The sequence below is a fragment of the Bacillus sp. GW823-FHT06A11 genome (genome assembly GCF_058795355.1).
Genome location: NZ_JBXAHS010000004.1, coordinates 461,726 through 483,186, shown reverse-complemented (window position 1 = coordinate 483,186; position 21,461 = coordinate 461,726). Strand labels below are relative to the sequence as shown.

At 34.8% G+C, this 21,461-nt stretch carries 26 protein-coding genes, 1 pseudogene and 1 other annotated feature; of the genes and pseudogenes, 10 read left to right on the top strand and 17 right to left on the bottom strand.

Annotated features, from left to right (window positions below):
• Positions 1 to 6 precede the first annotated feature (6 nt).
• Together AC1Q8L_RS21655 and AC1Q8L_RS21650 are read left to right on the top strand one after the other, a co-directional pair.
• Positions 7 to 153: a YuzL family protein gene (locus AC1Q8L_RS21655; protein WP_001096344.1), complete on the top strand. Its 147-nt coding sequence runs from the start codon at positions 7 to 9 to the stop codon at positions 151 to 153.
• A gap of 97 nt (positions 154 to 250) precedes the next feature.
• On the top strand, positions 251 to 1,090 hold the full coding sequence (locus AC1Q8L_RS21650; protein WP_000831466.1) for a D-alanyl-D-alanine carboxypeptidase family protein: 840 nt from the start codon (positions 251 to 253) through the stop codon (positions 1,088 to 1,090).
• A gap of 22 nt (positions 1,091 to 1,112) precedes the next feature.
• On the opposite strand, the gene AC1Q8L_RS21645 is transcribed toward AC1Q8L_RS21650, so the two are convergent.
• From AC1Q8L_RS21645 to AC1Q8L_RS21625, 5 genes and pseudogenes are all read right to left on the bottom strand, one after another.
• Entirely contained in the window at positions 1,113 to 2,030 is a 918-nt protein-coding gene (locus AC1Q8L_RS21645) for a proline dehydrogenase family protein (RefSeq protein WP_000436780.1), read from the bottom strand.
• Between the two features lie 311 nt (positions 2,031 to 2,341).
• On the bottom strand, positions 2,342 to 2,587 hold the full coding sequence (locus tag AC1Q8L_RS21640; protein WP_001290600.1) for a YusU family protein: 246 nt from the start codon (positions 2,585 to 2,587) through the stop codon (positions 2,342 to 2,344).
• A gap of 48 nt (positions 2,588 to 2,635) precedes the next feature.
• Positions 2,636 to 2,938: an MTH1187 family thiamine-binding protein gene (locus AC1Q8L_RS21635; protein WP_001018860.1), complete on the bottom strand. Its 303-nt coding sequence runs from the start codon at positions 2,936 to 2,938 to the stop codon at positions 2,636 to 2,638.
• A 77-nt stretch (positions 2,939 to 3,015) separates the two neighbouring features.
• Positions 3,016 to 3,840, bottom strand: a complete 825-nt coding sequence (locus tag AC1Q8L_RS21630; RefSeq protein ID WP_404978270.1) for a methyl-accepting chemotaxis protein — start codon at positions 3,838 to 3,840, stop codon at positions 3,016 to 3,018.
• 123 nt (positions 3,841 to 3,963) lie between these two features.
• Positions 3,964 to 4,875: pseudogene (locus AC1Q8L_RS21625) on the bottom strand (cache domain-containing protein); the annotation flags it as partial.
• A gap of 327 nt (positions 4,876 to 5,202) precedes the next feature.
• On the opposite strand from AC1Q8L_RS21625, the gene AC1Q8L_RS21620 reads away from it, so the two are divergent.
• Entirely contained in the window at positions 5,203 to 5,961 is a 759-nt protein-coding gene (locus tag AC1Q8L_RS21620) for a TrmB family transcriptional regulator (RefSeq protein ID WP_000939481.1), read from the top strand.
• A 27-nt stretch (positions 5,962 to 5,988) separates the two neighbouring features.
• Here the strand turns inward: AC1Q8L_RS21620 and AC1Q8L_RS21615 are convergent, their stop codons facing one another.
• The 3 genes from AC1Q8L_RS21615 to AC1Q8L_RS21605 all read right to left on the bottom strand — a co-directional run bounded on the left by AC1Q8L_RS21615 (position 5,989) and on the right by AC1Q8L_RS21605 (position 8,852).
• Positions 5,989 to 6,171, bottom strand: coding sequence for a hypothetical protein (locus AC1Q8L_RS21615; RefSeq protein ID WP_000288468.1), 183 nt, complete (start codon positions 6,169 to 6,171; stop codon positions 5,989 to 5,991).
• Between the two features lie 78 nt (positions 6,172 to 6,249).
• Positions 6,250 to 7,434 (bottom strand): MFS transporter, encoded by a 1,185-nt coding sequence (locus AC1Q8L_RS21610; protein WP_025118115.1) that lies wholly within the window; start codon positions 7,432 to 7,434, stop codon positions 6,250 to 6,252.
• Between the two features lie 107 nt (positions 7,435 to 7,541).
• Positions 7,542 to 8,852, bottom strand: coding sequence for an APC family permease (locus tag AC1Q8L_RS21605; protein WP_098311954.1), 1,311 nt, complete (start codon positions 8,850 to 8,852; stop codon positions 7,542 to 7,544).
• Positions 8,853 to 8,917: 65 nt separating this feature from the next.
• Positions 8,918 to 9,154 (bottom strand) — a binding site (T-box leader).
• A gap of 166 nt (positions 9,155 to 9,320) precedes the next feature.
• Between AC1Q8L_RS21605 and AC1Q8L_RS21600 the strand changes: the two genes are divergently transcribed.
• Positions 9,321 to 9,548, top strand: a complete 228-nt coding sequence (locus AC1Q8L_RS21600; protein ID WP_000562237.1) for a hypothetical protein — start codon at positions 9,321 to 9,323, stop codon at positions 9,546 to 9,548.
• An 81-nt stretch (positions 9,549 to 9,629) separates the two neighbouring features.
• On the opposite strand, the gene AC1Q8L_RS21595 is transcribed toward AC1Q8L_RS21600, so the two are convergent.
• The 3 genes from AC1Q8L_RS21595 to AC1Q8L_RS21585 all read right to left on the bottom strand — a co-directional run bounded on the left by AC1Q8L_RS21595 (position 9,630) and on the right by AC1Q8L_RS21585 (position 11,670).
• Positions 9,630 to 10,445, bottom strand: a complete 816-nt coding sequence (locus AC1Q8L_RS21595; protein ID WP_000730847.1) for a hypothetical protein — start codon at positions 10,443 to 10,445, stop codon at positions 9,630 to 9,632.
• Positions 10,446 to 10,574: 129 nt separating this feature from the next.
• Positions 10,575 to 11,357 carry a membrane protein insertase YidC gene (gene yidC, locus AC1Q8L_RS21590; protein ID WP_000920525.1) on the bottom strand — a complete coding sequence of 261 codons (783 nt, stop codon included), beginning with the start codon at positions 11,355 to 11,357 and terminating at the stop codon, positions 10,575 to 10,577.
• A 28-nt stretch (positions 11,358 to 11,385) separates the two neighbouring features.
• Positions 11,386 to 11,670 carry a hypothetical protein gene (locus tag AC1Q8L_RS21585; RefSeq protein ID WP_000394930.1) on the bottom strand — a complete coding sequence of 95 codons (285 nt, stop codon included), beginning with the start codon at positions 11,668 to 11,670 and terminating at the stop codon, positions 11,386 to 11,388.
• A 277-nt stretch (positions 11,671 to 11,947) separates the two neighbouring features.
• Between AC1Q8L_RS21585 and AC1Q8L_RS21580 the strand changes: the two genes are divergently transcribed.
• Positions 11,948 to 12,841 (top strand): YitT family protein, encoded by an 894-nt coding sequence (locus tag AC1Q8L_RS21580; RefSeq protein WP_000530043.1) that lies wholly within the window; start codon positions 11,948 to 11,950, stop codon positions 12,839 to 12,841.
• A 110-nt stretch (positions 12,842 to 12,951) separates the two neighbouring features.
• Here AC1Q8L_RS21580 and AC1Q8L_RS21575 read toward each other — a convergent pair whose 3' ends face one another.
• A complete protein-coding gene (locus AC1Q8L_RS21575; protein WP_000397314.1) occupies positions 12,952 to 13,473 on the bottom strand; it encodes a GNAT family N-acetyltransferase in 522 nt (173 codons plus the stop codon).
• Positions 13,474 to 13,933: 460 nt separating this feature from the next.
• Between AC1Q8L_RS21575 and AC1Q8L_RS21570 the strand changes: the two genes are divergently transcribed.
• On the top strand, positions 13,934 to 14,320 hold the full coding sequence (locus tag AC1Q8L_RS21570) for a DUF3938 domain-containing protein (protein ID WP_001077773.1): 387 nt from the start codon (positions 13,934 to 13,936) through the stop codon (positions 14,318 to 14,320).
• Positions 14,321 to 14,568: 248 nt separating this feature from the next.
• Here the strand turns inward: AC1Q8L_RS21570 and AC1Q8L_RS21565 are convergent, their stop codons facing one another.
• From AC1Q8L_RS21565 to AC1Q8L_RS21545, 5 genes are all read right to left on the bottom strand, one after another.
• Positions 14,569 to 14,709: a DUF3985 family protein gene (locus AC1Q8L_RS21565; RefSeq protein ID WP_000404758.1), complete on the bottom strand. Its 141-nt coding sequence runs from the start codon at positions 14,707 to 14,709 to the stop codon at positions 14,569 to 14,571.
• A gap of 96 nt (positions 14,710 to 14,805) precedes the next feature.
• Entirely contained in the window at positions 14,806 to 15,858 is a 1,053-nt protein-coding gene (locus AC1Q8L_RS21560; protein ID WP_002083694.1) for a zinc metalloprotease, read from the bottom strand.
• A 42-nt stretch (positions 15,859 to 15,900) separates the two neighbouring features.
• Positions 15,901 to 16,608, bottom strand: coding sequence for a DUF3169 family protein (locus tag AC1Q8L_RS21555; RefSeq protein ID WP_000837721.1), 708 nt, complete (start codon positions 16,606 to 16,608; stop codon positions 15,901 to 15,903).
• Entirely contained in the window at positions 16,598 to 16,819 is a 222-nt protein-coding gene (locus AC1Q8L_RS21550) for a helix-turn-helix transcriptional regulator (RefSeq protein WP_000776173.1), read from the bottom strand. Before AC1Q8L_RS21550 ends, AC1Q8L_RS21555 begins: the two co-directional genes overlap by 11 nt.
• 230 nt (positions 16,820 to 17,049) lie before the next feature.
• The gene (locus AC1Q8L_RS21545) at positions 17,050 to 17,664 is read right to left on the bottom strand and encodes a DedA family protein (protein WP_000454754.1); all 615 of its coding nucleotides are present in this window, start codon (positions 17,662 to 17,664) and stop codon (positions 17,050 to 17,052) included.
• 401 nt (positions 17,665 to 18,065) lie between these two features.
• Here AC1Q8L_RS21545 and AC1Q8L_RS21540 point away from each other — a divergent pair, with 401 nt between their 5' ends.
• The 4 genes from AC1Q8L_RS21540 to AC1Q8L_RS21525 all read left to right on the top strand — a co-directional run bounded on the left by AC1Q8L_RS21540 (position 18,066) and on the right by AC1Q8L_RS21525 (position 21,451).
• Positions 18,066 to 18,509 (top strand): DUF3978 family protein, encoded by a 444-nt coding sequence (locus AC1Q8L_RS21540; protein ID WP_000388762.1) that lies wholly within the window; start codon positions 18,066 to 18,068, stop codon positions 18,507 to 18,509.
• A 30-nt stretch (positions 18,510 to 18,539) separates the two neighbouring features.
• Entirely contained in the window at positions 18,540 to 19,001 is a 462-nt protein-coding gene (locus AC1Q8L_RS21535; RefSeq protein ID WP_000735058.1) for a L,D-transpeptidase, read from the top strand.
• 364 nt (positions 19,002 to 19,365) lie between these two features.
• Positions 19,366 to 20,031, top strand: a complete 666-nt coding sequence (locus tag AC1Q8L_RS21530; RefSeq protein WP_000148834.1) for a response regulator transcription factor — start codon at positions 19,366 to 19,368, stop codon at positions 20,029 to 20,031.
• Positions 20,009 to 21,451, top strand: coding sequence for a sensor histidine kinase (locus tag AC1Q8L_RS21525; RefSeq protein WP_025118114.1), 1,443 nt, complete (start codon positions 20,009 to 20,011; stop codon positions 21,449 to 21,451). The genes AC1Q8L_RS21530 and AC1Q8L_RS21525 overlap by 23 nt, the downstream gene beginning before the upstream one ends.
• Positions 21,452 to 21,461 lie beyond the last annotated feature (10 nt).

Below are 21,461 nucleotides of genomic sequence, written 5' to 3'. Positions count from 1 at the left end.
ATATATATGGCAAAACTTAAGAAGAACCCTTCAAAGGCTGGAATTAGTGCAGCTAGTGTAACTGGAAACGCAGGTCCACATAATCACGGTGTTGAAAAAGGACGCCAAGGTAATAACCAACAATATAAGAAGCATAATATGGGCGAAAAATAACGCTATATTTTTGGGCAGAGAACGTGGCATAATGATTAATGGCTGCTTTTTCTGCCCAATTTATTTGTACATATGGAAAACAAAAGAGGGAACGATGATGAAACGAACAATAGTTATGATTGTAATGATTGCTACACTATTTACAGGGATGATTTTCTTCTCTTATGCACAAAGGCAACAAGCTGTAAGAGCTGATCAACCTAACATTACTGGGCAATATGGGGTTACAATCGATGCAAACACAGGTGAAATTTTATATGGGAAACGCGAAGACGAACGTTCTTATCCGGCTAGTATAGCCAAAATGATGACAACCCTTCTTTTACTAGAGAATGTAAAAGAAGATGAAGAAATTACGGTTACAGAAAATGCAATTAAAACAGAAAGTCAAAGCAAGAAAATTAAACTTCGTGCTGGAGAAAAATTAAAGCGTGATGAGGCATTAAAACTTATGCTTATCATTAGTGCAGATCCAATAGCTGAATCAATTGCAGAACATATCGCAGGATCAAAAAATGAATTTGTGAAAATGATGAATGCTAGAGCAAAGGAACTTGGTACAAAGCATGCAACTTTCAAGAACGCAAGTGGTGCTGATGCAATTGGGAATAAAGTATCACCATATGACATTGCTATTATTACGAAAGAAGCATTAAAGTATCCAGTTGTTTTAGAATATATGAATTCAACACGTACAACTCTACATACTTCAGAACGCTCTCCAAACATCGCAAACTATGGACGAGAAGAACTATATGACGATCCATATGCGATTGGAAGTAAAAGCGGTCTATCAGCACTTGGCAAATATACAGTCGTAACAGTGGATGAAAAAGACGGTAAACGCGTCATTAATGTTGTATTATCTTCTACCCGCAAGCAACTGTATCCTGATACGAAGAAAATGGCACATTACGCATTTCAGCAATTAAAATAACCAAGGAGTATTTACTCCTTGGTTATTTTTTAACCATACCTTTTAATACGAACGCAACGTTTGCTGGACGCTCTGCTAGACGACGCATGAAGTAGCCATACCAGTCGTTTCCATAAGGTACGTAAACACGCATTTTGTAACCTTCTTTTACTAGCTCAAGTTGACGCTCATTACGAATACCATATAACATTTGGAATTCAAATTGATCCCTTGGAATGTTGTGTTCTTCGGCAAGTTTTTTTGTATATTCAATAATCGCTTCGTCATGTGAAGCAATTGCAGTATAATTCCCATTTAATAAGTGCATTTTAATAATTTTTTTATAATTGTCATCTACATCTTTCTTGTCTGGGAATGCCACTTCTTCAGGTTCTTTATAAGCACCTTTTACAAGACGTAAATTAGGATTATAAGCATTTAAATCTTCAATATCTTTTTCTGTACGATATAGGTAAGCTTGAATAACAGTACCAATATTATCGTATTCAGATTTTAATTGTTTAAAGATATCAATTGTTTTCCCGCAGCGTGTATAGTCTTCCATATCAATTGTAACGAACACACCATTTTCTTTTGCCGCTTCTAAAATACGGCGCATATTGTTCATTACGATTTCATCAGAGATATCTAATCCCATAGAAGTCATCTTTAAAGAAAGCTGCGAATCAAGACCTTCTCTTCCAATTGCACGGATCGCTTCAATCGATTGGTTAGCCATTTCATTTGCTTCCGCTTCATTATCAACGAATTCACCTAAATAATCGATTGTTACACAAAGTCCTTGCTTATTTAATGCCTGAATGGCAGCTGTCGCTAATTCAATCGTCTCCCCTGCGACGAAGCGACCTGCACCAAAGCGTAAACCGTACTTTTTAGCCAGTTTTGTTAGCGCTTTATTTTTAGATAAGAAAAGAAACGAATTTCGCATTAATTGTTCCATGTAATTCACCCCTATGACTGTAATTTATCTGTTTTTTACCCCTCTTCAAAATTATATCATTGTTTAAAATTATTGGATACAAATAATTATTTAGATAATTTATAAAATACTATAAAAACATTTAAAAACCTATATTCTCGCATGTAAATATGAAGGGAATATTTTTCGACATTTAGAAAAAACGGGTTTACTAGGGCAAAAATAGGCATACCGAAAATATTCGACATGCCTATAAAACCCTTAATATTCCATGTAAATTATATAAGGATATTAATAAAGAAAACTTGAGGTAACATTCACCTCAAGTTTTCTCACTGCTCATTTCGCTTCTCTTCATTCAGCCTTTTAATATCCGTAATTAACTGCACCATCTCTTCTTTCGCATCTGGATATGTCTCATTCCAATGCTTCACTAAAGCTGGCATCGTCTTCGCTATGTAAGAATAAAGTGCCCACTTCTGCACCTGTTCTTTTCGCTCTTCACTACTCTCTCCAAGTAACAGCTCAGTGTATTTCTCTAGTAACCCGTCAAACTGCTCGTTAAACTTTTCACTCATTTCATTTACCTCCTATATGAAAAAAGCAGCGAAGATCGCTGCTTTTTCTTATAATTTTGATCGAACAGAGTTTAATTTCTTCTCCATTGTGCTTACTTTATCACGACGATCATCAATACGAATTGTTGTTGCAACACGCTGTGCACCTTTCGTATAAGGCACTTCATGCATTTGTTGAATTACTTCTAGAATGACAGGAAGATCTCCTTCAATAATTGTATTCATCGGTGTTAATTGATACTTCACGCGATCCGCATTTTTCTCTAGCACCTTTTGTACTTCTGCTACATATTCACTAACACTTGGATTACCTGTTCCTACTGGAATAATCGATACATCAACAATTGCCATAGTAGTCTTCCTCCTATAATCGTTTCTTATATATCCATTGTCTATTTTACCGAAATCCTCATCATTTTACTAATATGTTACTCTTCCACTTTAAACTGCTCGACTAATCTTTCTAAATCTCTCATATGTTCTGTCAAACTTTCCATCGTGTGAGCTACCTTTTCTAAATGATTCACCTGTGATTCCGTTGCAGCATGTACCTCTTCGGAAACAGCTGCACTTTCTTGACTCGTACCAGCAATTGTGTGCATTACCGCTGTAATCTCTCCTTGCTCGTAACCTATGTTATGTACCTCTTCTACAATTTTTTCAACTGAAGTACTAATCGTATTTACAACTGACATAATTGTGCGGAACTCCATTTCTGCCTCTGTCGTCACTTTATTTTGCACATCTGCAATGTCTTTCAATTTACTTACAACTTCTACAACTCTTTTTACTTCTACTTGCACATCACCAATCATCGTTGTAATTTCTCCTGTTGCCTCTTTTGATTGTTCCGCTAATTTCCGAACCTCTTCAGCAACAACCGCAAATCCCTTACCTTGCTCACCTGCACGGGCAGCTTCAATCGAAGCATTTAAAGCAAGTAAATTTGTTTGATCCGAAATACCTTTTATAAGCTCAACAACATTTTGAATCGATCCAACTCTTTGTTCTAACTTATCCGATGCTTCTTCTGTATGAACAACAATCGAAGATGATTGTCCCCTCGTACGGATTAAATTCCTCATTGTATTTAATCCTTGCTTAGATGCCTCTTCCGCTTTGCCAGCCACTCCTTTTATTTCACCAACGGAGCTATTCATTTGTTCCACTGACTCCGCCATATTCTCGAGCTGAGCTGAAACTTCATCCACACTATTCGCAAGAGTAGAAGCTCCTCCGCTCACATCATCCATCGCTCCTGAAACTTCTCTACTAGCCGCTACTGTTTCGTTCGTTAAATAATGTAAACTATTCGTTGATTGTTGCACCGTTGATACGCTGTTTTTAATTTTACTTACCATTTCATTCATTTGTTCAACCATATCATTAAAGTGCTTAGTCAACTCTCCAACTTCATCTTTACTTGTCACTTTCATTCGCAGCGTTAAATCGCCTTCTGCTACTTTTTGCACGTGATTCTTTAATAGTTGCAGTGGTCTTGCTAATCTTCTTGAGAACAAGTAGGAAGCTACGATTCCAACTAATAAACTAATACATGCCATTATAATAACTGTATTCCTCGTACTATTTAATAACCCATCGATCGTTTCTTTCGGATAAAAGATTCCTATCGTCCATTTCATCGTATCAAATGATTGACTATAAACTACTACATCTTCACCTTTTATTGTACTGCCCGCATATTTTGTTACCTCTTTATTCAAGCTCTTTATAAGTGGCTCTTTAGAAACATCTTTTCCTATCTTTTCTGGATAAACAAGAGCCATATTTTTATCATTTATAATAAACATTTCTCCGTCATTATTGTATTGAATATTGTGAAGCAACTTCTGAATCGTCCCAAGCGATACATCCATCGCAACAACGCCTAATACAGATCCATCTTGAGCTGTAATTGCTTTAGAAACACCTACACTTAACTTTCCTGTTGCAATTTCATAAGAAGGTTGTCCCCAATGGACCTTTTTTACATCAGCCTCTGAATCTTTATACCATGGTCTTGTCGTTGGATCATATCCTTCTGGCACTTGCCCACCTTCAGCAAGATTGGCACTTAATGTTTTTTTATCTTTCGTACCAATATATAAATCTAAAATACCAGGATGATTCTTTTTATACTCTGCAAACTCTTTCGTTAAAAACGCTTCCTCTTCCGGAGTAACCCCACCTTGAAGCATATTACGAATCATCTCACTGTTCGCGTAATACCCCATATCTTCATCCGTTCTTTGAACAAATGTCATAAGTTGCTCTGTCACAAGATCCATCGCATTTTGAGAATACTCGTCTAAGGAACGCACTTCCTTTTCTTTCTGTAATTGATACACAGCTGTACCCAATATTACGAACATCATAGAAATAAGTACTGAAAACACTACCGCAATTTTTAAACGTAGACTTCTTAACATCTTCCCCCCAGCATCCCCTTCGCATTAAATTGAAATCTTATTAATCATTATATTAAGTATAATAGATAAAATTAAAAAATTGAAATTAATTCTCACCTTAATACAATTAGAAAACGGACTACCACTTGTGCAAAAACAAATAGTTCATTATCCTTAAAATATAATCTCATTCGTTCGGAGGGAACTATGTTACAAAAATTCGGTTTCTCACAATATGAAAGCCAAGCTTATGAAGTTGTCGTATCAAGCAATGAACCATTAGATGCTACAACAATTGTGAAGCATTCAGGTGTTCCAAAAGCAAAAATATATGAAGTACTAGCACGCCTAATCGATAAAGGAATGGTAATGGATTCTGTTTCAGAAAAGAAAAAATTGTATACAGCATTACCACTAAAACTAGCAATTGAAAAATTAACGACAGAATTCCAATCAAATATTAAAGAACTGGAAACAAACATATCAAAAAAATCATTTACAGATGACCGTGTGTGGAGCTTAAAAATGCAATCTTCTATTCGAGTTCAAAGTAAAGAACTCATTGAAAGTGCACAAGAATCAATCCGTATTTCAGCTTGGAATGATACTCTTTTAGAATATCTCCCTTTACTAGAACAAAAAGCAAAACAAGGTGTTCAAATTGAATCTCTTATTGTTGGAGAAGTAGAAACAGACTTAGAAAACATGCATTTTCTAATCCCAGCTGAAGAGCCTAATGCATTAGAGCGCTACTTGCTACTCATCGTTGACGATCGTGAAATTTTATTTGCTGGCGTAGAACAAGAATCATGGCAAGCGATGAAAACAATGTCACAACCTTTCGTAAAGTTCTTTACAGAATTTTTCTATCACGACGTTGCACTTGCAAAGATTACTCAGAAACATCATGATCTCTTTATGGAAGATGAGGAAATTAAGAGTTTGTTAATGAAATTAAGATACTAATTAAATAATAAAAAGGAGTCTAGTTTTTCACTTAGACTCCTTTTTATTTTGTTCCTTTATCTCCATCAACAGCTCAATGATTTTCTCATTTTGCTCTATCTGTTTCTCTGAATTTTTATAGATGAAACGAACCCATCTAAGTGCAAGAATAATAAGAAACAACGGGATCACTGAAATTAGAAAACCAATAATTGAAAAATTCGTATACATATATCTCACCTCGCTATATACCCTTTTCTCCATTTACCTACTAAAACCTGCAATATTTTACAAATAAAAAAGAACCTATCAAACGATAGATTCTTCTTTCACGAACTGAGTAGAGCGTCCTCTCGTAATCGAGAAAATCGCGCAAAGCAGTGCTAATATAATAAAGCCACCACCTACCCAAGCATTATATATAACAGATGATTTTTCAATAACAACTCCACCTACTGTTGAACCAAGTGCAATTCCTAAATGAAGCGCAGAGTTATTTAAACCTTGTTGAATACCAGCTGATTCCGGTGCAATTTCAATTAAATAATTTTGCTGCGCTGGTGAAATCGCCCAGCTCAGCATACTCCAAAGTCCCATCATAATGATGAAGAGCGGGAATGAGAATGTCATTAATGGCAACATGAAGATTGCACATGCAAATACGATAATAATCGAGATAATACTTTTCTTCGATCCCCATTTATCAGCAAGCCATCCACCGAATCCGCCGCCAATTACTGCTGCGATTCCGAAAATGAAGTAAAACACACTAATCCAATTTGCTTCAACATGCATGACATCTTTTAAAAACGGTGTTAAATATGCATACAATGTTAAATGCCCCGTTAAAAACAAAAATGATGTTAACTGTGCACTTACAATTTTTTTATCTTTTAAAGTAGCAAGTTGTTCTTTTATTGATAATACCGATGTCGGTGGTACTTTCGTTAAGAACAATGAAATACAAGCTATTGCCATAACTGTTAATACAGAAATTAATACAAATGGTGCACGCCATCCGTATGCATTTCCGAGTACAAGACCAAGCGGTACTCCAAGTACAAGTGATCCACTAATTCCCATAAAAATGATTCCAATTGCACGCGCACGAAAATGCGGTTCTACTACACTAGAAGCAAGTGTTACCGATAGTGCAATAATTAATGAACCACTGGCCGCACAAATAACCCTTGAGAACATCAGCATTCCGTAATTCACACTAAATGCCGAAATAATATTTCCGATTAAGAAAATCGATAATGCTCCAACATACAATGTTTTTCTTTCAAACTTCCCTGTCAAAGCTAATAAAACTGGACCTGACAAAGCAAATACTACCGAAAATATTGTTATAAGCTGACCAGCTGCACTAATAGATACTCCTAAATCATTGGCAACTAAATCGAGCGTTCCTCCTATAATTAGCTCAACCGTTCCGACTACAAAAGCCGCGATAGCTAAAATATAAACACGAAAATTCAAGTCTTTCCCCACGCTTTCTATTTTGGTTACTACCATCATAGTAACCAAAATAGAAAGTGGAAGCAAGTACAATTTTTTTACAGTAAAAAAGGTAGGCGTATAATACGCCTACCTTTTCATCATTCTGTTTCTTTCTTCTTATTCAAGTACCAATACACCGGCAGCCCCGTAAATACAATTCCAATCGATAAGAAACAACTTACTGGATTGTTAATAATCGCACTACCAATTACAAATAACGAACCTAAAATCGCTACGATTGGTACGATTGGGAATAACGGTACACTATATGCACGCTCTTTATTCTTATTACGTTTTCTTAAAATGAAGACACCAATAAACGTCATTACATAGAAAATATAAATAATGAATACGGAAATCTCAGATAGCTTATTTGGATCACTAATAATCATTAAAATAATTCCTAAAATGATTTCAACAGTAATCGCATTTGCTGGTGTTTTAAATCTCGGACTTTCCTTTGCAATAAACTTAGAAAATGGAAGTTGTCCACGCTCTGCCATAGACATTGGGATACGTGGAAACGTTAAAATCTTTCCATTTAAACAGCCGAAAATAGAAACGATAATACCGATACTAATAATTTTCCCGCCATATTCTCCAAGTAACATACCCGCAGCTGTCGCTGTCGCATTTTCTCCAAGGTCTACAATTTTCGCTGCTGGTAATACATTTAATAACGCCAAGTTAATTAATACGTAAGCAGCAGTTACGATTAAAATCCCCACTGTCATTGCTTTCGGTAATAACTTTGTTGGATTCTTCATTTCTCCGCCAATCGAAGCAAGTAAAATCCATCCGTCATAAGCAAATAACGTTGCTAAAATTGCCATACCGATACTTTGATTTTCTGATATCGGCACTACTACGTTAAAGATATCGCTATTCCCTTTCCAAAAACCTAGCACGACAATTAATATGATCGGAATCATCTTCCCGATTGTCGTGATTGTTTGGACGATACCTCCGTATTTTGTTCCCATACTATTTATAACGCCAAGGAACAAAACCGTTCCAATTGCAATTGGTAAATTCCACACTTTATCTAAATAGAAAAAATTAATCATTAAAGAACTAAAGTATAAACCTAATGTTCCGATAATAGCAGGTCCATAAACAATTGTTTGCATCCAACCTGATAAATATCCCCAAAAACTCCCGTAAATCTCCTCTAAATACGTATACAACCCACCATTTTTCGGGATTTGCGCTCCAATTTCAGCTACTGTTAAACCACTTGCTAGCGTCAACAGACCACCAATTACCCAAGCAAGAATGGCCATATTAGAACTCCCCGAGTAATCTAATACGCTCCCTGGTTTCATAAACACACCAGATCCAATAATCGTTCCTACTACGATAGAAAGTGCTACTGTTAAACCAATTTTGTTCTTCTCATCATGATGCATGCTGCGTATCCTCCTTCCAATCCTAGTGTGATGCAAAAATGAAATAAAAAAACACTCCTCCCTAAAAAAGGGACGAGTGTTGTATTCGTGGTTCCACCCTTGTTTCAATTCGTAAAGTAACACACTTCACCAATTTCTCAAGTCTAAATAACGGTTTTTGCCGGCAAGCAATTACTAGATGTCCGTTCACTGCTGCAGTTCAGAGGTGGTAATCCATTTTTCCGTATTAGGAAGCTCACAGCCAAAGGCTTCCCTCTCTGAGAATCGTAAAAAATTGATCGTGTCCTCATCATCACTTCTTGATGTCGAATTTTGTAGTTATTGTTCATTATATTGAATTGTTAGAAAAAATCAATATATTTTTTTATATAACATAGGAAATATTTCTCTTCTTATATTATAACAGAAGGTACGACACTTCTCCATTTCCCTAAAAATGGTATAATCTATTTAGGAGGTGCACCAATAATGATTGCTGTCTTTTGTATCATCGCTACGTTTCTCTCTGTTCTATTCGCTATCATGCATCGGCACAAGTATCCTGGTTATAGCATTTTAGCGGTAGCTATTATACCAGCTGTTTCCTTCTACGTATTGGGTAAATATCAATATACGGAAGTGTTTATCGGTTTTGCAATCTTCTACTGCATCTTCGGATACATACTAACAATGAAAAGAATTTTATTGAATCATTAAAAGGGACCGATTTCTGCTGACAGAAATCGGTCCTCGCACGTACCTTCCGGTTGCCCGCACGAAAGATACGACTTCATTCAATTATTTATCTTCTTTTTTCATAAAAAACTTATGGTGCGGTAAATCAACATTCAATGCCTCTAATTGTTTCTTTTCATTGTCTAAAATCGCTTTTGCTTTTATTTTTGTTGCTTCATCTAATCCCGCAAAGATATCTTCACGCTTCTCTTTCTCTGGAAGTTTCACACCTAATTTTGTTAATTCTTCTTTTGCTTGCTCATGCGTTAATTTTCCAGATTTCTTTTGCTCTAAAATTGACTTTGCTTTCTCTTTTGCCTGTTCATCTAAGTTAGCAAACATGTCTCCATGTTTATCTTTCTCCGGCATTTTCACGCCTAGCTTTGTTAATTCCTCTTTTGCTTGCTCATGCGTTAATTTTCCAGATTTCTTTTGCTCTAAAATCGCCTTCGCTTTCTCCTTCGCCTGTTCATCTAAGTTAGCAAACATGTCTCCACGCTTACCTTTCTCCGGCATTTTCACGCCTAGCTTTGTTAATTCCTCTTTTGCTTGTTCACGTGTTAGTTTTCCGGATTTCTCTTGCTCTAAAATGGACTTCGCTTTTTCTTTCGCCTGTTCATCTAATCCTGCAAACATATCTTTACGCTTCTCTTTCTCTGGAAGCTTTACACCTAGTTCCTCTAACTGTTTCTTTGTATCGTCCATAATTGTTTTTAATTTTTGTTTTGTAGCGTCATCCAAATCCTTTTTCGCCGTTTTTGCAGGCTGATCCACTGCTGGAGTATTCGTTGCCGCGAATGCCGGAATGCCGACTCCTCCAATGATTCCGAATGATAACGCACCTGCAATCGCTAAATACCCAACTGTTTTCTTCTTCATAGGAAATTTCCTCCTTCATATTTCTAATGCATGTACACTTTCGTATACAATGCCTATAGTAATGCCGGTTTCTTAACATTTCCTTAACGACTTAACAAAAAAACACCGCTCGTAATGAGCGGTGTTTCTCTATGCTTTTTGTAATTGTAACTCTTCACGTTCCATTATTTTTCTTAATACAATTGTTTGTGTCATTGTAAATAAGTTACCTGTTATCCAGTACAACACAAGTCCTGATGGCGCCGCAAACCCCATAAATAGAATCATTGCCGGCATCATAATTTGCTGCATCTTTAGCATCTGTACTTGTTCTCCAGATGTAATATTCGATTGGAAAACTTTCATCTGAATAAATGTCGTTAACGCTGCAATAATCGGTAATATATGATATGGATCTGCATGTCCTAGGTTCACCCATAAAAACGAAGATGTGCGAATCTCTTCCGTTCTGCTAATCGCATAATACAAAGCAGAGAAAATCGGCATTTGTATTAATAATGGCCAGCAACCAGCAAGTGGATTCCAACCGCCTGATTTCATTAGTTCTGACATTTCTTTTTGATACTGCTTTTGTTTTTCAAGGTCTTTGCTTACATCACCGTACTTTTTCTTTAGCTTCTGCAGTTCAGGTTGCATTTTCTTCATTTTCGCTTGACTGCGATATTGCGAAACAGCTAATGGAATCATTGCTGAACGAATAACGAGCGTCATAATAATGATGGCAATCCCAAAGCTAGCTCCAGGTATATGATGAGCGACAAATTGAATCATAAACGAGATTGGATATACAAAATAATGATCCCAAATCCCAGTACTATGTGCATCAATTGGGGCTGCATTACTGCAACCAGATAAAACAAAAACAAATAATAATGATAAACTAACGAGCACAGCTCGGTATGATTTTAACATGTTCATTCCTCCAATGTTTCGTAATTATTTAGCGAAACATTGGTGTATACGGACCGACCTCGTCATTCTCTTCACTTGATTCTTGTCTGCGTACAGAACGAATCATTCCATATTTATAAAAAATAGAAAATAGCGGTACATTTCCCGCACTATCTTCACATGTATCAACTAGCGCAAAAGCTCTTTGTCTACCGCTTGATGCTTGTTGACGCACAAAGCGAGAAACATTAGCAAGGAAGAAAACTTCTAATAAACAAAGTGCCGTCGTTACAAACGATATATATAGAATTGCATCCTGCAATAAAAATTCCATCGCTTCACATCCTTAATAAGGTCATTTTAGCACATTAGGCAAACATTCTCTATTTCCTTTTATTTTCAAAAAAAGTATTTTGCATATTTTCTCAAGAAAATAATAATTAAGAAACGTTGTATTCGCTTTCTTTAGTATATTCACGCACCTCAATGAATAGGCTTGATTTATTAGAAATTTATAAAATTTTTGCATTATAATAAAACTATTGCCAGTTTTTGAAAAAACCTTTATTCTCTTCTTGTAATCAAAAATGAATATGGAGATGAAACATACTATGGGTCAACTAGGAGACGCCGATTACGTTCCCGACACCGCCTTTTTATCCTTCCCAGCAGCTAAAACATTTCACTTAGAATTTATGATACAGTTGGTTGTTATTTTTATAGCTTCTATTTTGTATGCAATTTCTATGAATATGTTTTTTATCCCGCATAACATGATTAGCGGTGGATTCGCTGGTGTAGGGATGATTATCGGTTATTTAATGCACTACAATATCGGTGCACTTATCTTTTTACTAAACATTCCTCTTCTTATTTTAAGTCACTTTTACTTAGGCAAGAAGACAACCTTTTTAACAGCTTACTTTGTAGCTGTATCATCGTTAGCGATGAACATTATCCCTGTACACCAGGTTTCAGACGATATTTTACTATCTTCTGTATTCGGTGGTGTAATCTGCGGAGCAGCTTCCGGAATCATATTCCGATTTGCTTCTTCAACAGGTGGCTTTGATGTTGTTGGATTGATTGTAGCGAAACATCGAGATATTTCAATTGGAGCAATCATCTTTGTATTCAACTTAGTCTTACTTGTTGCAGCAGGTTTTATTTTCGGATGGGATATTACACTTTATACGTTAATTAGCCGGTTTGTAGTCAGCAAAGTTATCGATGCTGTGCATACGAAACATATTAAATTAACGATAATGACAGTTACAGAAAAAGGTGAGGAAATAAAAAGCGCACTACTACATCACGGCATACGCGGGGTGACAATGGTAGACGCTGTCGGCGGCTATACAAACCATAAGAAAAAAATGATTTACACTGTCGTGACTCGCTATGAGTTAGGCGAAATGAAACGTATTATCCGTCAAGTGGATAACAAAGCATTTATGAACATTACTGAAACAGTTGAAATTGTCGGCCGTTTCAAACGCATATAAAAAAGGTTAATAAATTAAAGGGCATAACATATTAGTCATATATAATATGTTATGCCCTTTGTTATTCAACTCACGTACCTTTTAGCATAATAAAATCACTAAGTTTATTACTACAAATCGGAGGATAGCATCCCATATACAATACTATCTGTCCATTCATCTTTATTCCAAAAATCTTGTATGAAATGGGCTTCCTTTCTCATGCCTATTCGTTCACACAATTTTTGTGAAGCTGTATTACGTGCATCAAGATTAGCCTGTATACGATGTACATTAAATTCATTAAATAATTTCAATACCAAACTACTTACTGCTTCTGTCGCCAAACCTTTCCCAGCTACTTCATTTGAAAAACTATAACCAATCTCAACAGTGTCTTTCATATTTGTGTACCATACGGATAAATCACCAACTACTTTAGTTTTGTATATAACTGCCAAACTTAATATTGATTCTTTAGTAAGTACATTATTTGCTAACTTCTTATTAAATCTTTTCTGCATGTCTTCATGAGTCCACTTATTATGTAATAGGAACTTACATGTATCATCACTATTATAAATAACAAATACATCCTGTAAATCAGTACTCTTAAAAGGTCTAATTATTAATCTTTCTGTTGTGAACTCCAAGTTAGCTCTCCTCCCTTACATTCATACTATAAAACATTTTTTATAGTATTTAAGCCTCCTTCTTAGATCTCACCTTTATTACATATTTCATCATAATAAATTAAAATCCTTCTTCCACTAAACTGCACCGCTAATGGTATTTCCTTGCGCTTTTTATTTTTTACACTTATTACAAAATCAGATAATTCTATTATTATGTCTCTAAATGTGTTATAATGAAAGCAGACTCACAAAAAAAGAGTATATAGACTTGGAAGTTTCTCTTATTTTACAAGCAAAAAGAAACGAGCAGTCGGGTATATTTCAGACACCATACACGTAACGGTTTAAACAACCGATCATCTTAGTTACTCTTCAATGATCTTTTTATAAAAAGATACGTACAATTAAAACTCACTTCAATATACTATACCTACCTTTTTGACTTCCAAATCATCTTATTACATAAGGAGATGAACATATGAATCAATATATACGATATACAATAGCTGTCCTGTTTGCTATTATCGGCGGAACAATCTGCTTCTGGACAAACACACAGCTTGGAGAGAATATCATTTTTAATGGAATCGAAACACTTGTAAGCGCTTCAATTTTAGGTGGATACATTTACTTCCTCTTCAATCCAGAAGAAAATGCTCAAAAAACAATGTTATTAACAATGATCGGAATCGTTGGTGGATGTATTTCCTACTCAATGACAAACTATACATTACCACTTCAATTAAGCTCAGCTTTCTTCCACGGTCTATGGACTTGGTTCATTGCATTCTGCCTAGCAGACGTATTCAACCTATTACAAGACAATGAAGAAGATAGCGGTCGCCAAATCGAAAGTAACTCTTAAGCTGGAAGATACTCTTCCAGCTTTTTTATGTTGGTTTGCATATCCCCGCATCACGATAAAAAGAAGTTACCCTCACGGCAACTTCTTTTCCATATACCCCACTTCGTATTCACTAAAATATATCAACGATTTTTCAAATATATCGATCGTTTCTCCACTTATATCAACGATTTTTTCATTATATCGACGCTTCGACACAAGATATCGATTTACCGACAACCTTCGACACTCAAAACGCACAACATACCCTATCCCCCAAGCAACTTACTGCCGAACTCTACGATTAAAAAGATAATTAATAGGATCGCGAGTATCTTTAATGCTACATATGCTACTTTAAAAACAACATAAATGAGCAAGACTATCAAAATAATTGATAAGATTTCCATATTTACTTCCTCCAAGCTTTGCTCTTCTTATCTCATTTTACTCGCCCTAGGCTGTTTATGGAACGGCATAAGATGACATATAAAAAAGAGGATACCTCACCCATCGTAAGATACCCTCTCTTTCAGCTGCTTAAACCATTCTCTTTCTAATTGTAAATATCCCATCTCACTCTTCTCGGCGCTCTTTAATTCTTGATCAGCTTTCTTCATATAAGTACGGGACGCTTCCATATTGCCCTCTACATATTTAATAATTCCTTGTGTACGGTAATATCCACTTAGGTCCATTTTTGTAATAGCCTTTGCATGTTCCTTTGCTTCTTGCAAAGAAAGACTATCCATCTGATAAAGGGCTTTATATAAAAGATACCAACTATGAAAACTACTAACGAAAAACTTATTTTCTTTCGTTACAGGTAGTTGAACAATTCGTTCTATATACGGTATCGCTCTTTCCATTCCCTCTTGATCTGCACGAGCAAAAAAGACGAGCATAAGTCTACTCATTATCTCTCTTATCCCTTTATTCTCTTTTATTTTCTCCTCACTCAATTCTACTAATCTTTCATCCCAATCTTTCGGTCTTTTATAACTAAATAACTCACTCGATATTTGAATCTCATATAAGTGATTTCTAGCTCTTTCATCATCTTTAATTAAAATAAGAAATTGCATCCCATCACTCATAAGCATTCCTTTTATTGGCACAATTGTAACCGCAAAGATTGCAAAATGGAAAAAGGAAAAATATAAAAGATATTGATAATAACTCACCATGTATATGTAACCGGAAGTAATACCAAATAGTAAACTCGTAATCGGTCCACCTAAAGTGAGCCACGCCCACTTTTTCGAAAGATTCGGTGTCTCTATAGAAGGTGGTACTAATGTTGCAACACCTCCAAAGTACGCCCATAATTTATTTTCTCGAATGCGTAATTTTCCCTTTTCTTTTTGAATAGTAATGGGTCCTACTGTCATAAATTTAAATGTTAAACCACCTATTACACCAAATACTACATGTCCTAGCTCATGAATGGCTAACACTAACAATGAAATTCCAACTATTGCCCATAGGTTCAAAATTACTTCTAATTTCCCAGTTCGGATTACTCCGTATAAAATGGACAGAATTAGCGCCACTGTCATTGAGCCAGCTGGCCTTCTTAAAATATCCACCTTTTTCTCCCCTTAATAAATCATTTTTCTCTGCATTTCGTACATGAACTTCCCGAGATGCAATATCCAAATAAATGAGATTAAGCCAATTAATACAAAATCGATATCACTAGCAGCTGTATATATAACGGCAGCCCACCATACATATGCCAATATTGTATTCGTAAATTCATACGCTTTATATCCAGCCTCATGCACAATGTGCTTTAATCCTTCATCTGCATTTTTCGTCCACATTTTCATAGATTCCATATACGTTACACCTTGTTCAGGATATAGCTTATTATAACGATTTTTTGTTATGAGTCCGATAGTTACTACAGTAGTTAAACAAACAATAGAAGCTACTAAATTCCACACCGCAAATGAAACATTTGTATCCTGCAACAGTGCACGTCTACATGTAATAACTGCATATACAAACCATGCCTGCGTAACTATATCACCTACACGTAAATATATACTTATAATGCCTAATTTTCTGCCTTGTACGCTCTCTTCTTCATCGCGTGCCTCTGCTAACATACGTGTATTCTTCCAAGTATAGTACATCATTAAGATTCCAAAAATAGTACATATACCTATAAATGTATTAGATGATAATTTTCTCGGTTCATCCGAGAGTAAATTTAAAGCTATATAAGACGTTAAAAAGCCACCCATCATACTTACTGCTATTTTCCCCACAGAATCAAATTGTTTTTTTCGCTTACTCTTCATCGTCCTCTTCCCCCTCTACTAACGTAAATATTTCCTCCACTGGTACATTGAAAATTTGCGCGATTTTTAAAGACAATACAATAGATGGTGCATAATCCCCACGTTCAATTAAACTAATCGTTTGCCGTGATGATCCAATCACTTTTCCTAAATCCCCTTGTGATAAACGATGCTTTGCTCGCAATTCCCTCACTCGATTTTGAAGCTTCATGTCTTCCCTCTTTTTCATTTATTTAATTAAAATTGTAAATAATATCCTTATTTTTGTCAATTATAATTGTCATTACGACTATAATAATTGACAAGATACTTATTTCTTATCCTGTATCAAATTCCTATAAAGAATGTAAAATGTGCATTAAACATAGTCTTAACAATAAAATAAAAAAGGCAGTGCTTTTGCACTGCCTTCCTAAATTCTGACATAGAATGGATTTCATATTAGCTTGCGTTTTGTAGTAATACTCGTTTTAGCTGCTTACGGAAACGAATACCTAACGTAACCGCTACAATCACAATAACTCCAAAAATGATTTTACCGATATGACCTTCTAGCACTCCAAATATATCATGTAAATTTCCACCTAGCCAGTAACCACCGATTAAGAAGAATGATACCCAAAATAGAGCACCTGAATAAATTGTAATGGCAAAACGACGGAATGGTAAATTAATAATTCCTGCAAAGTATCCTGTGAAATGACGTACACCAGGAATAAAGAAACCAATAAAAATTAAGAAGTACCCATACTTATCAAACCACATTCTCGTTAAGTCAATTTTTCTTTGTGTTAAAAATACGTATTTCCCATACTTTTGAATGAAAGGCATACCTAATTTATTTCCTAAAAAGTATTGAATCGTCATTCCTACACTTGTCCCAATAAAGGATAGAATAATTAAAATTGGTAAACTTAAATCACCCTTATGTGCTAAAAATCCCGCATATGCTAACGTTGGCTCTCCCGGAAACGGAAGTGCAATATATTCTAACAGCAAACCTACAAGTACAACATAGTACCCGTATTGCTGAAATAATTCATGAATCCATTCCATGTCATCTCTCCTTTCAATCACGTACAACTTCTTACTATTATTGTATAAAAAAATTGTCGAAATAACTATCACAATAGCTTACATTTTTATTACATTTTTGTAAGGGTCACACTAATGATTTCCGTTATTTATTAAGTAGCTAAAAGCATTTTTCAAGTCGAAATAACAAAAAGACGCATTAATAATATGCAAATTTTATCCATTTTTTAACACTGAAAAACCTTTCTTATTTTGTTCTCAATAAAAAACCACCACAAACTCATGCTAACTTCATATTAGCTTCATATACGTATTGTAAGATTATATCGGAATTTGTTGAAAAATTTAACTAATATATGACTAAGCATTAATTTGAATAAATATAAGTCGTTTTTCGAAATTGAAAAAAGGGTGAATACGAAATGGAAGCATATAAAATGCACGATTTTATTAATACAAATGTTGAATCTCATCAAAATGAAACCGTTTTTAATTTACACATATGTGAAACAAGTGAATTTGACGTAAGTTTAACAAAATCTACAACACTATCTTTTATCGTTTCAAAAAAGAATATTAAAATTGTCACGAAAAAATGGACTAACTCAAACCAAGAAAGCATGATTGGCAAAAGCTACATCATTCCAACGAAAGCTTTTCACTATTTCTTACCAATTATTTCTGAAAATGAAGATGAGCTAAATATTCAAGTTCAAAGTTTTGGACTACGTGGTGAGCTTTTATTGAACGAAAGATTACTTATTGATAAAAACAACAAACACAACAGCAAAATCACTACATTCTTTGAAACATTAGATGAAAATGTAAATAAAGCATTACGAGGATTACAACTTCATTGTATGTAAGACTATTACGATAGTAAAAGGAGAATAACAATGAAAAAATTATTATTAAGCGCACTATTATCATTAGGATTTTTAACTCTTCCATTCGCTAGCGCAGAGGCCGCTACAACGAAAGATCAATTAATTGTAGACACTCAGTTAAATAAAATGGATTATTATCAGGATGGAAAATTTATAAAAAGTTTTACTGTCGCTACTGGAAAAGCTGCAACGCCTACACCTAAAGGCACTTTTCAAATCGTAAATAAAATTAAAAACCGCCCTTATTATACAGGCAAAATTAAAGGCGGGGATCCACGTAATCCACTTGGTGACCGTTGGCTTGGATTAAATATGGCAGGAACTTACGGAACAACTTATGCGATTCACGGAACTAACAATAATCAAGCAATCGGCAAATGGACAACACTTGGTTGTATTCGTATGTATAATAATGATATACACTGGTTATTTGAGCGCGTTCAGCAGCAAGCTACTGTCACTGTCAAATAGCCTAAAAACAAGATTTATGTGTAGCCAAGAATTTTATGTCTTGGCTTATTTTATTTATTCATTTACAGTAGCAAAACAACTGTATTTACATATATAATAGGAATAGATTTGATTAGCTAATATCTAAACATTGATAAACGTAGATATTAAAATTATACAGTTATAATGTTTTATAAATTTTATAATACATACTATAATAGAACTACTGTAATTCTGAACTATTCAGTAACACTAAACTATTCCCCTTGCTACCTTCATGATTATTTTATAGCGGGGGCTTATTATATGTATAAACAATCTGAGTCACTCGAAAAATGATGAATTCGAATATTGCAGTAAAAAGCGTTATTTAGGAGGTGTTACTATGACGCATATACTGGTGATTGAAGACAACCCAGATATACAAGAACTTATTCGTGAATTTCTAATGGCACAAAACTTTACCGTTGATGTAGTTGGTGCTGGAACAGAAGGTATTCTTCTTTTCCAAAAAAATTCATATGACCTTGTCCTCCTCGATGTAATGTTACCAGATATAGATGGCTATAGTATTTGTAAAATTATGCGAGGACAATCTGATGTACCAATCATTATGTTAACAGGCTTACATAATGAAGAAAGTGAAATTAAAGGATTTGAGTTAGGTATTGATGACTATATTACGAAACCGTTCCATTACACTGTATTTATTAAGCGTGTAGAGGCTGTATTAAGAAGGGCAGCAACGAAGGAAGCAGAAGCTGCAACTATACTACAATTCCATGAATTGATGTTAAACTCTACAGCATATGCAGCTTATGTTCATGGTAATCAAATTGAATTGACAACAAAAGAATTTGAAATTATTTATACTTTACTGCAAAATCGAGGAAAAGTATTATCAAGAAGTGATTTGTTGAATAAGGTATGGGGCTATGAACATTATGGTGATGTAAGAGTTATAGATACACATATTAAAAACTTAAGAAAAAAATTAGGAATTACTTATATTAAAACGGTGAAAGGTATTGGCTACAAAATCGAATCGTAGTAAAGACAACATCACCAAAAATATTTTCATCAAAACCTTATTATTTTGTATTCTTTTATCACTTTGTCTTTATCAAATTATTTACTTTCTAGCTTCAAACTACGATAAAGAACGTTTTGCGAAAGAAAATGGAACGCCGACTACAGAACAGGCGGATTCAGATAAGCAAAACGATCAAAGTAAAACGAATCAAAATAAAGCTGCGTCAGAAGGGAACATTTCTAATTTCCAATCTTCTATTGTAGATTATAAATCTCTTTCTGCAGCTATCAATCACCTTTTGCAGCCTAGCCAAACTGCAAAAGCAAAAGAACATACACAAAACCTTTCGGGGAAAAATAGCACTTCTAATCAGCTTACAGAAGCAGAAAAGAAAGCCGCTAATAATGATGCCTTACATACACAAAATGCAGCAAGTAAAACAAATGATACAAATGATAATCCAAAGTTAGCAGATGCGTTGCAGCAGTTAGCTCCACAGGTTGGCGCGACAATGCTTGCATTATCTCTACTCGGATCTTTAATGTACGCAAAACTAATTGCTAAACCTTTTCAATATATGAGCGATGCTTTAAAAGATATTATGAATCTTGATTTCTCAGATAAAAAGCTACTTAACAAAAATACAGATCAAACAGATTTTAATTTGTCAGTAGCCGCTTCACAAGTACCAAATATTGTGAAGAATTTACATGAAAGCAATCAAGATTTAAGAAATGAGCTCAAGAAGGAACAACAATTAGAACAATCTCGTAAAGAATTTATGTCTATGGTATCCCATGAATTAAAAACACCCATCGCAGCCGTTATGGGACAACTAGATGGCATGATTCACGGAATTGGAGCTTATAAAGATAGAGATAAGTATTTGAAACGTTCCTACGAGATGATGCAAGACATTAACATATTAACGGAAAAAATGTCGGAATTATCCAAAATACAAAACCCTCAATTTAAACCGAATTTAGAAGTCATTTCTTTATCTAATATTATTGAGGATGTTATAAAGAAAGTAGATTACTTTGTATCTGTAAAACAATTAAATGTACAATCTAATATTAAACACGACGTACAAATTTTAGCTGATCCTAAATTTATTCAAACTGCTATTTTTAACATTATTTCAAATGCAATTCATTATACAATTGACCATCAGCACGTATATATAAAGCTTTATGAAAAACCAAACGGTTACGCATTAGAAGTATTGAATACAGGTTCACAAATTGATGAAGATAAACTTGCTCATTTATTTGAGCCTTTCTATCGCGCAAACCCTGATAAACACGGTTTAGTACAAGGTAGTGGTCTTGGATTATATATCGTGAAACAAATATTAGATAAACATCAGTTTCCTTACGGGATACAAAACACAGCTCAAGGTGTAAAATGCTCCATTGTATTCCCAAAAGCAATGTAACATTCACTAT

What these genes read in the sequence shown, in the direction of transcription:
- AC1Q8L_RS21655 (WP_001096344.1), top strand. Translation starts at nt 7, where the DNA reads ATGGCAAAACTTAAGAAGAACCCTTCAAAGGCTGGAATTAGTGCAGCT.
- AC1Q8L_RS21650 (WP_000831466.1), top strand. Translation starts at nt 251, where the DNA reads ATGAAACGAACAATAGTTATGATTGTAATGATTGCTACACTATTTACA.
- AC1Q8L_RS21645 (WP_000436780.1), bottom strand. Translation starts at nt 2,030, where the DNA reads ATGGAACAATTAATGCGAAATTCGTTTCTTTTCTTATCTAAAAATAAA.
- AC1Q8L_RS21640 (WP_001290600.1), bottom strand. Translation starts at nt 2,587, where the DNA reads ATGAGTGAAAAGTTTAACGAGCAGTTTGACGGGTTACTAGAGAAATAC.
- AC1Q8L_RS21635 (WP_001018860.1), bottom strand. Translation starts at nt 2,938, where the DNA reads ATGGCAATTGTTGATGTATCGATTATTCCAGTAGGAACAGGTAATCCA.
- AC1Q8L_RS21630 (WP_404978270.1), bottom strand. Translation starts at nt 3,840, where the DNA reads ATGGATGATGTGAGCGGAGGAGCTTCTACTCTTGCGAATAGTGTGGAT.
- AC1Q8L_RS21620 (WP_000939481.1), top strand. Translation starts at nt 5,203, where the DNA reads ATGTTACAAAAATTCGGTTTCTCACAATATGAAAGCCAAGCTTATGAA.
- AC1Q8L_RS21615 (WP_000288468.1), bottom strand. Translation starts at nt 6,171, where the DNA reads ATGTATACGAATTTTTCAATTATTGGTTTTCTAATTTCAGTGATCCCG.
- AC1Q8L_RS21605 (WP_098311954.1), bottom strand. Translation starts at nt 8,852, where the DNA reads ATGCATCATGATGAGAAGAACAAAATTGGTTTAACAGTAGCACTTTCT.
- AC1Q8L_RS21600 (WP_000562237.1), top strand. Translation starts at nt 9,321, where the DNA reads ATGATTGCTGTCTTTTGTATCATCGCTACGTTTCTCTCTGTTCTATTC.
- AC1Q8L_RS21595 (WP_000730847.1), bottom strand. Translation starts at nt 10,445, where the DNA reads ATGAAGAAGAAAACAGTTGGGTATTTAGCGATTGCAGGTGCGTTATCA.
- yidC (WP_000920525.1), bottom strand. Translation starts at nt 11,357, where the DNA reads ATGTTAAAATCATACCGAGCTGTGCTCGTTAGTTTATCATTATTATTT.
- AC1Q8L_RS21585 (WP_000394930.1), bottom strand. Translation starts at nt 11,670, where the DNA reads ATGGAATTTTTATTGCAGGATGCAATTCTATATATATCGTTTGTAACG.
- AC1Q8L_RS21580 (WP_000530043.1), top strand. Translation starts at nt 11,948, where the DNA reads ATGGGTCAACTAGGAGACGCCGATTACGTTCCCGACACCGCCTTTTTA.
- AC1Q8L_RS21570 (WP_001077773.1), top strand. Translation starts at nt 13,934, where the DNA reads ATGAATCAATATATACGATATACAATAGCTGTCCTGTTTGCTATTATC.
- AC1Q8L_RS21565 (WP_000404758.1), bottom strand. Translation starts at nt 14,709, where the DNA reads ATGGAAATCTTATCAATTATTTTGATAGTCTTGCTCATTTATGTTGTT.
- AC1Q8L_RS21560 (WP_002083694.1), bottom strand. Translation starts at nt 15,858, where the DNA reads ATGACAGTGGCGCTAATTCTGTCCATTTTATACGGAGTAATCCGAACT.
- AC1Q8L_RS21555 (WP_000837721.1), bottom strand. Translation starts at nt 16,608, where the DNA reads ATGAAGAGTAAGCGAAAAAAACAATTTGATTCTGTGGGGAAAATAGCA.
- AC1Q8L_RS21550 (WP_000776173.1), bottom strand. Translation starts at nt 16,819, where the DNA reads ATGAAGCTTCAAAATCGAGTGAGGGAATTGCGAGCAAAGCATCGTTTA.
- AC1Q8L_RS21545 (WP_000454754.1), bottom strand. Translation starts at nt 17,664, where the DNA reads ATGGAATGGATTCATGAATTATTTCAGCAATACGGGTACTATGTTGTA.
- AC1Q8L_RS21540 (WP_000388762.1), top strand. Translation starts at nt 18,066, where the DNA reads ATGGAAGCATATAAAATGCACGATTTTATTAATACAAATGTTGAATCT.
- AC1Q8L_RS21535 (WP_000735058.1), top strand. Translation starts at nt 18,540, where the DNA reads ATGAAAAAATTATTATTAAGCGCACTATTATCATTAGGATTTTTAACT.
- AC1Q8L_RS21530 (WP_000148834.1), top strand. Translation starts at nt 19,366, where the DNA reads ATGACGCATATACTGGTGATTGAAGACAACCCAGATATACAAGAACTT.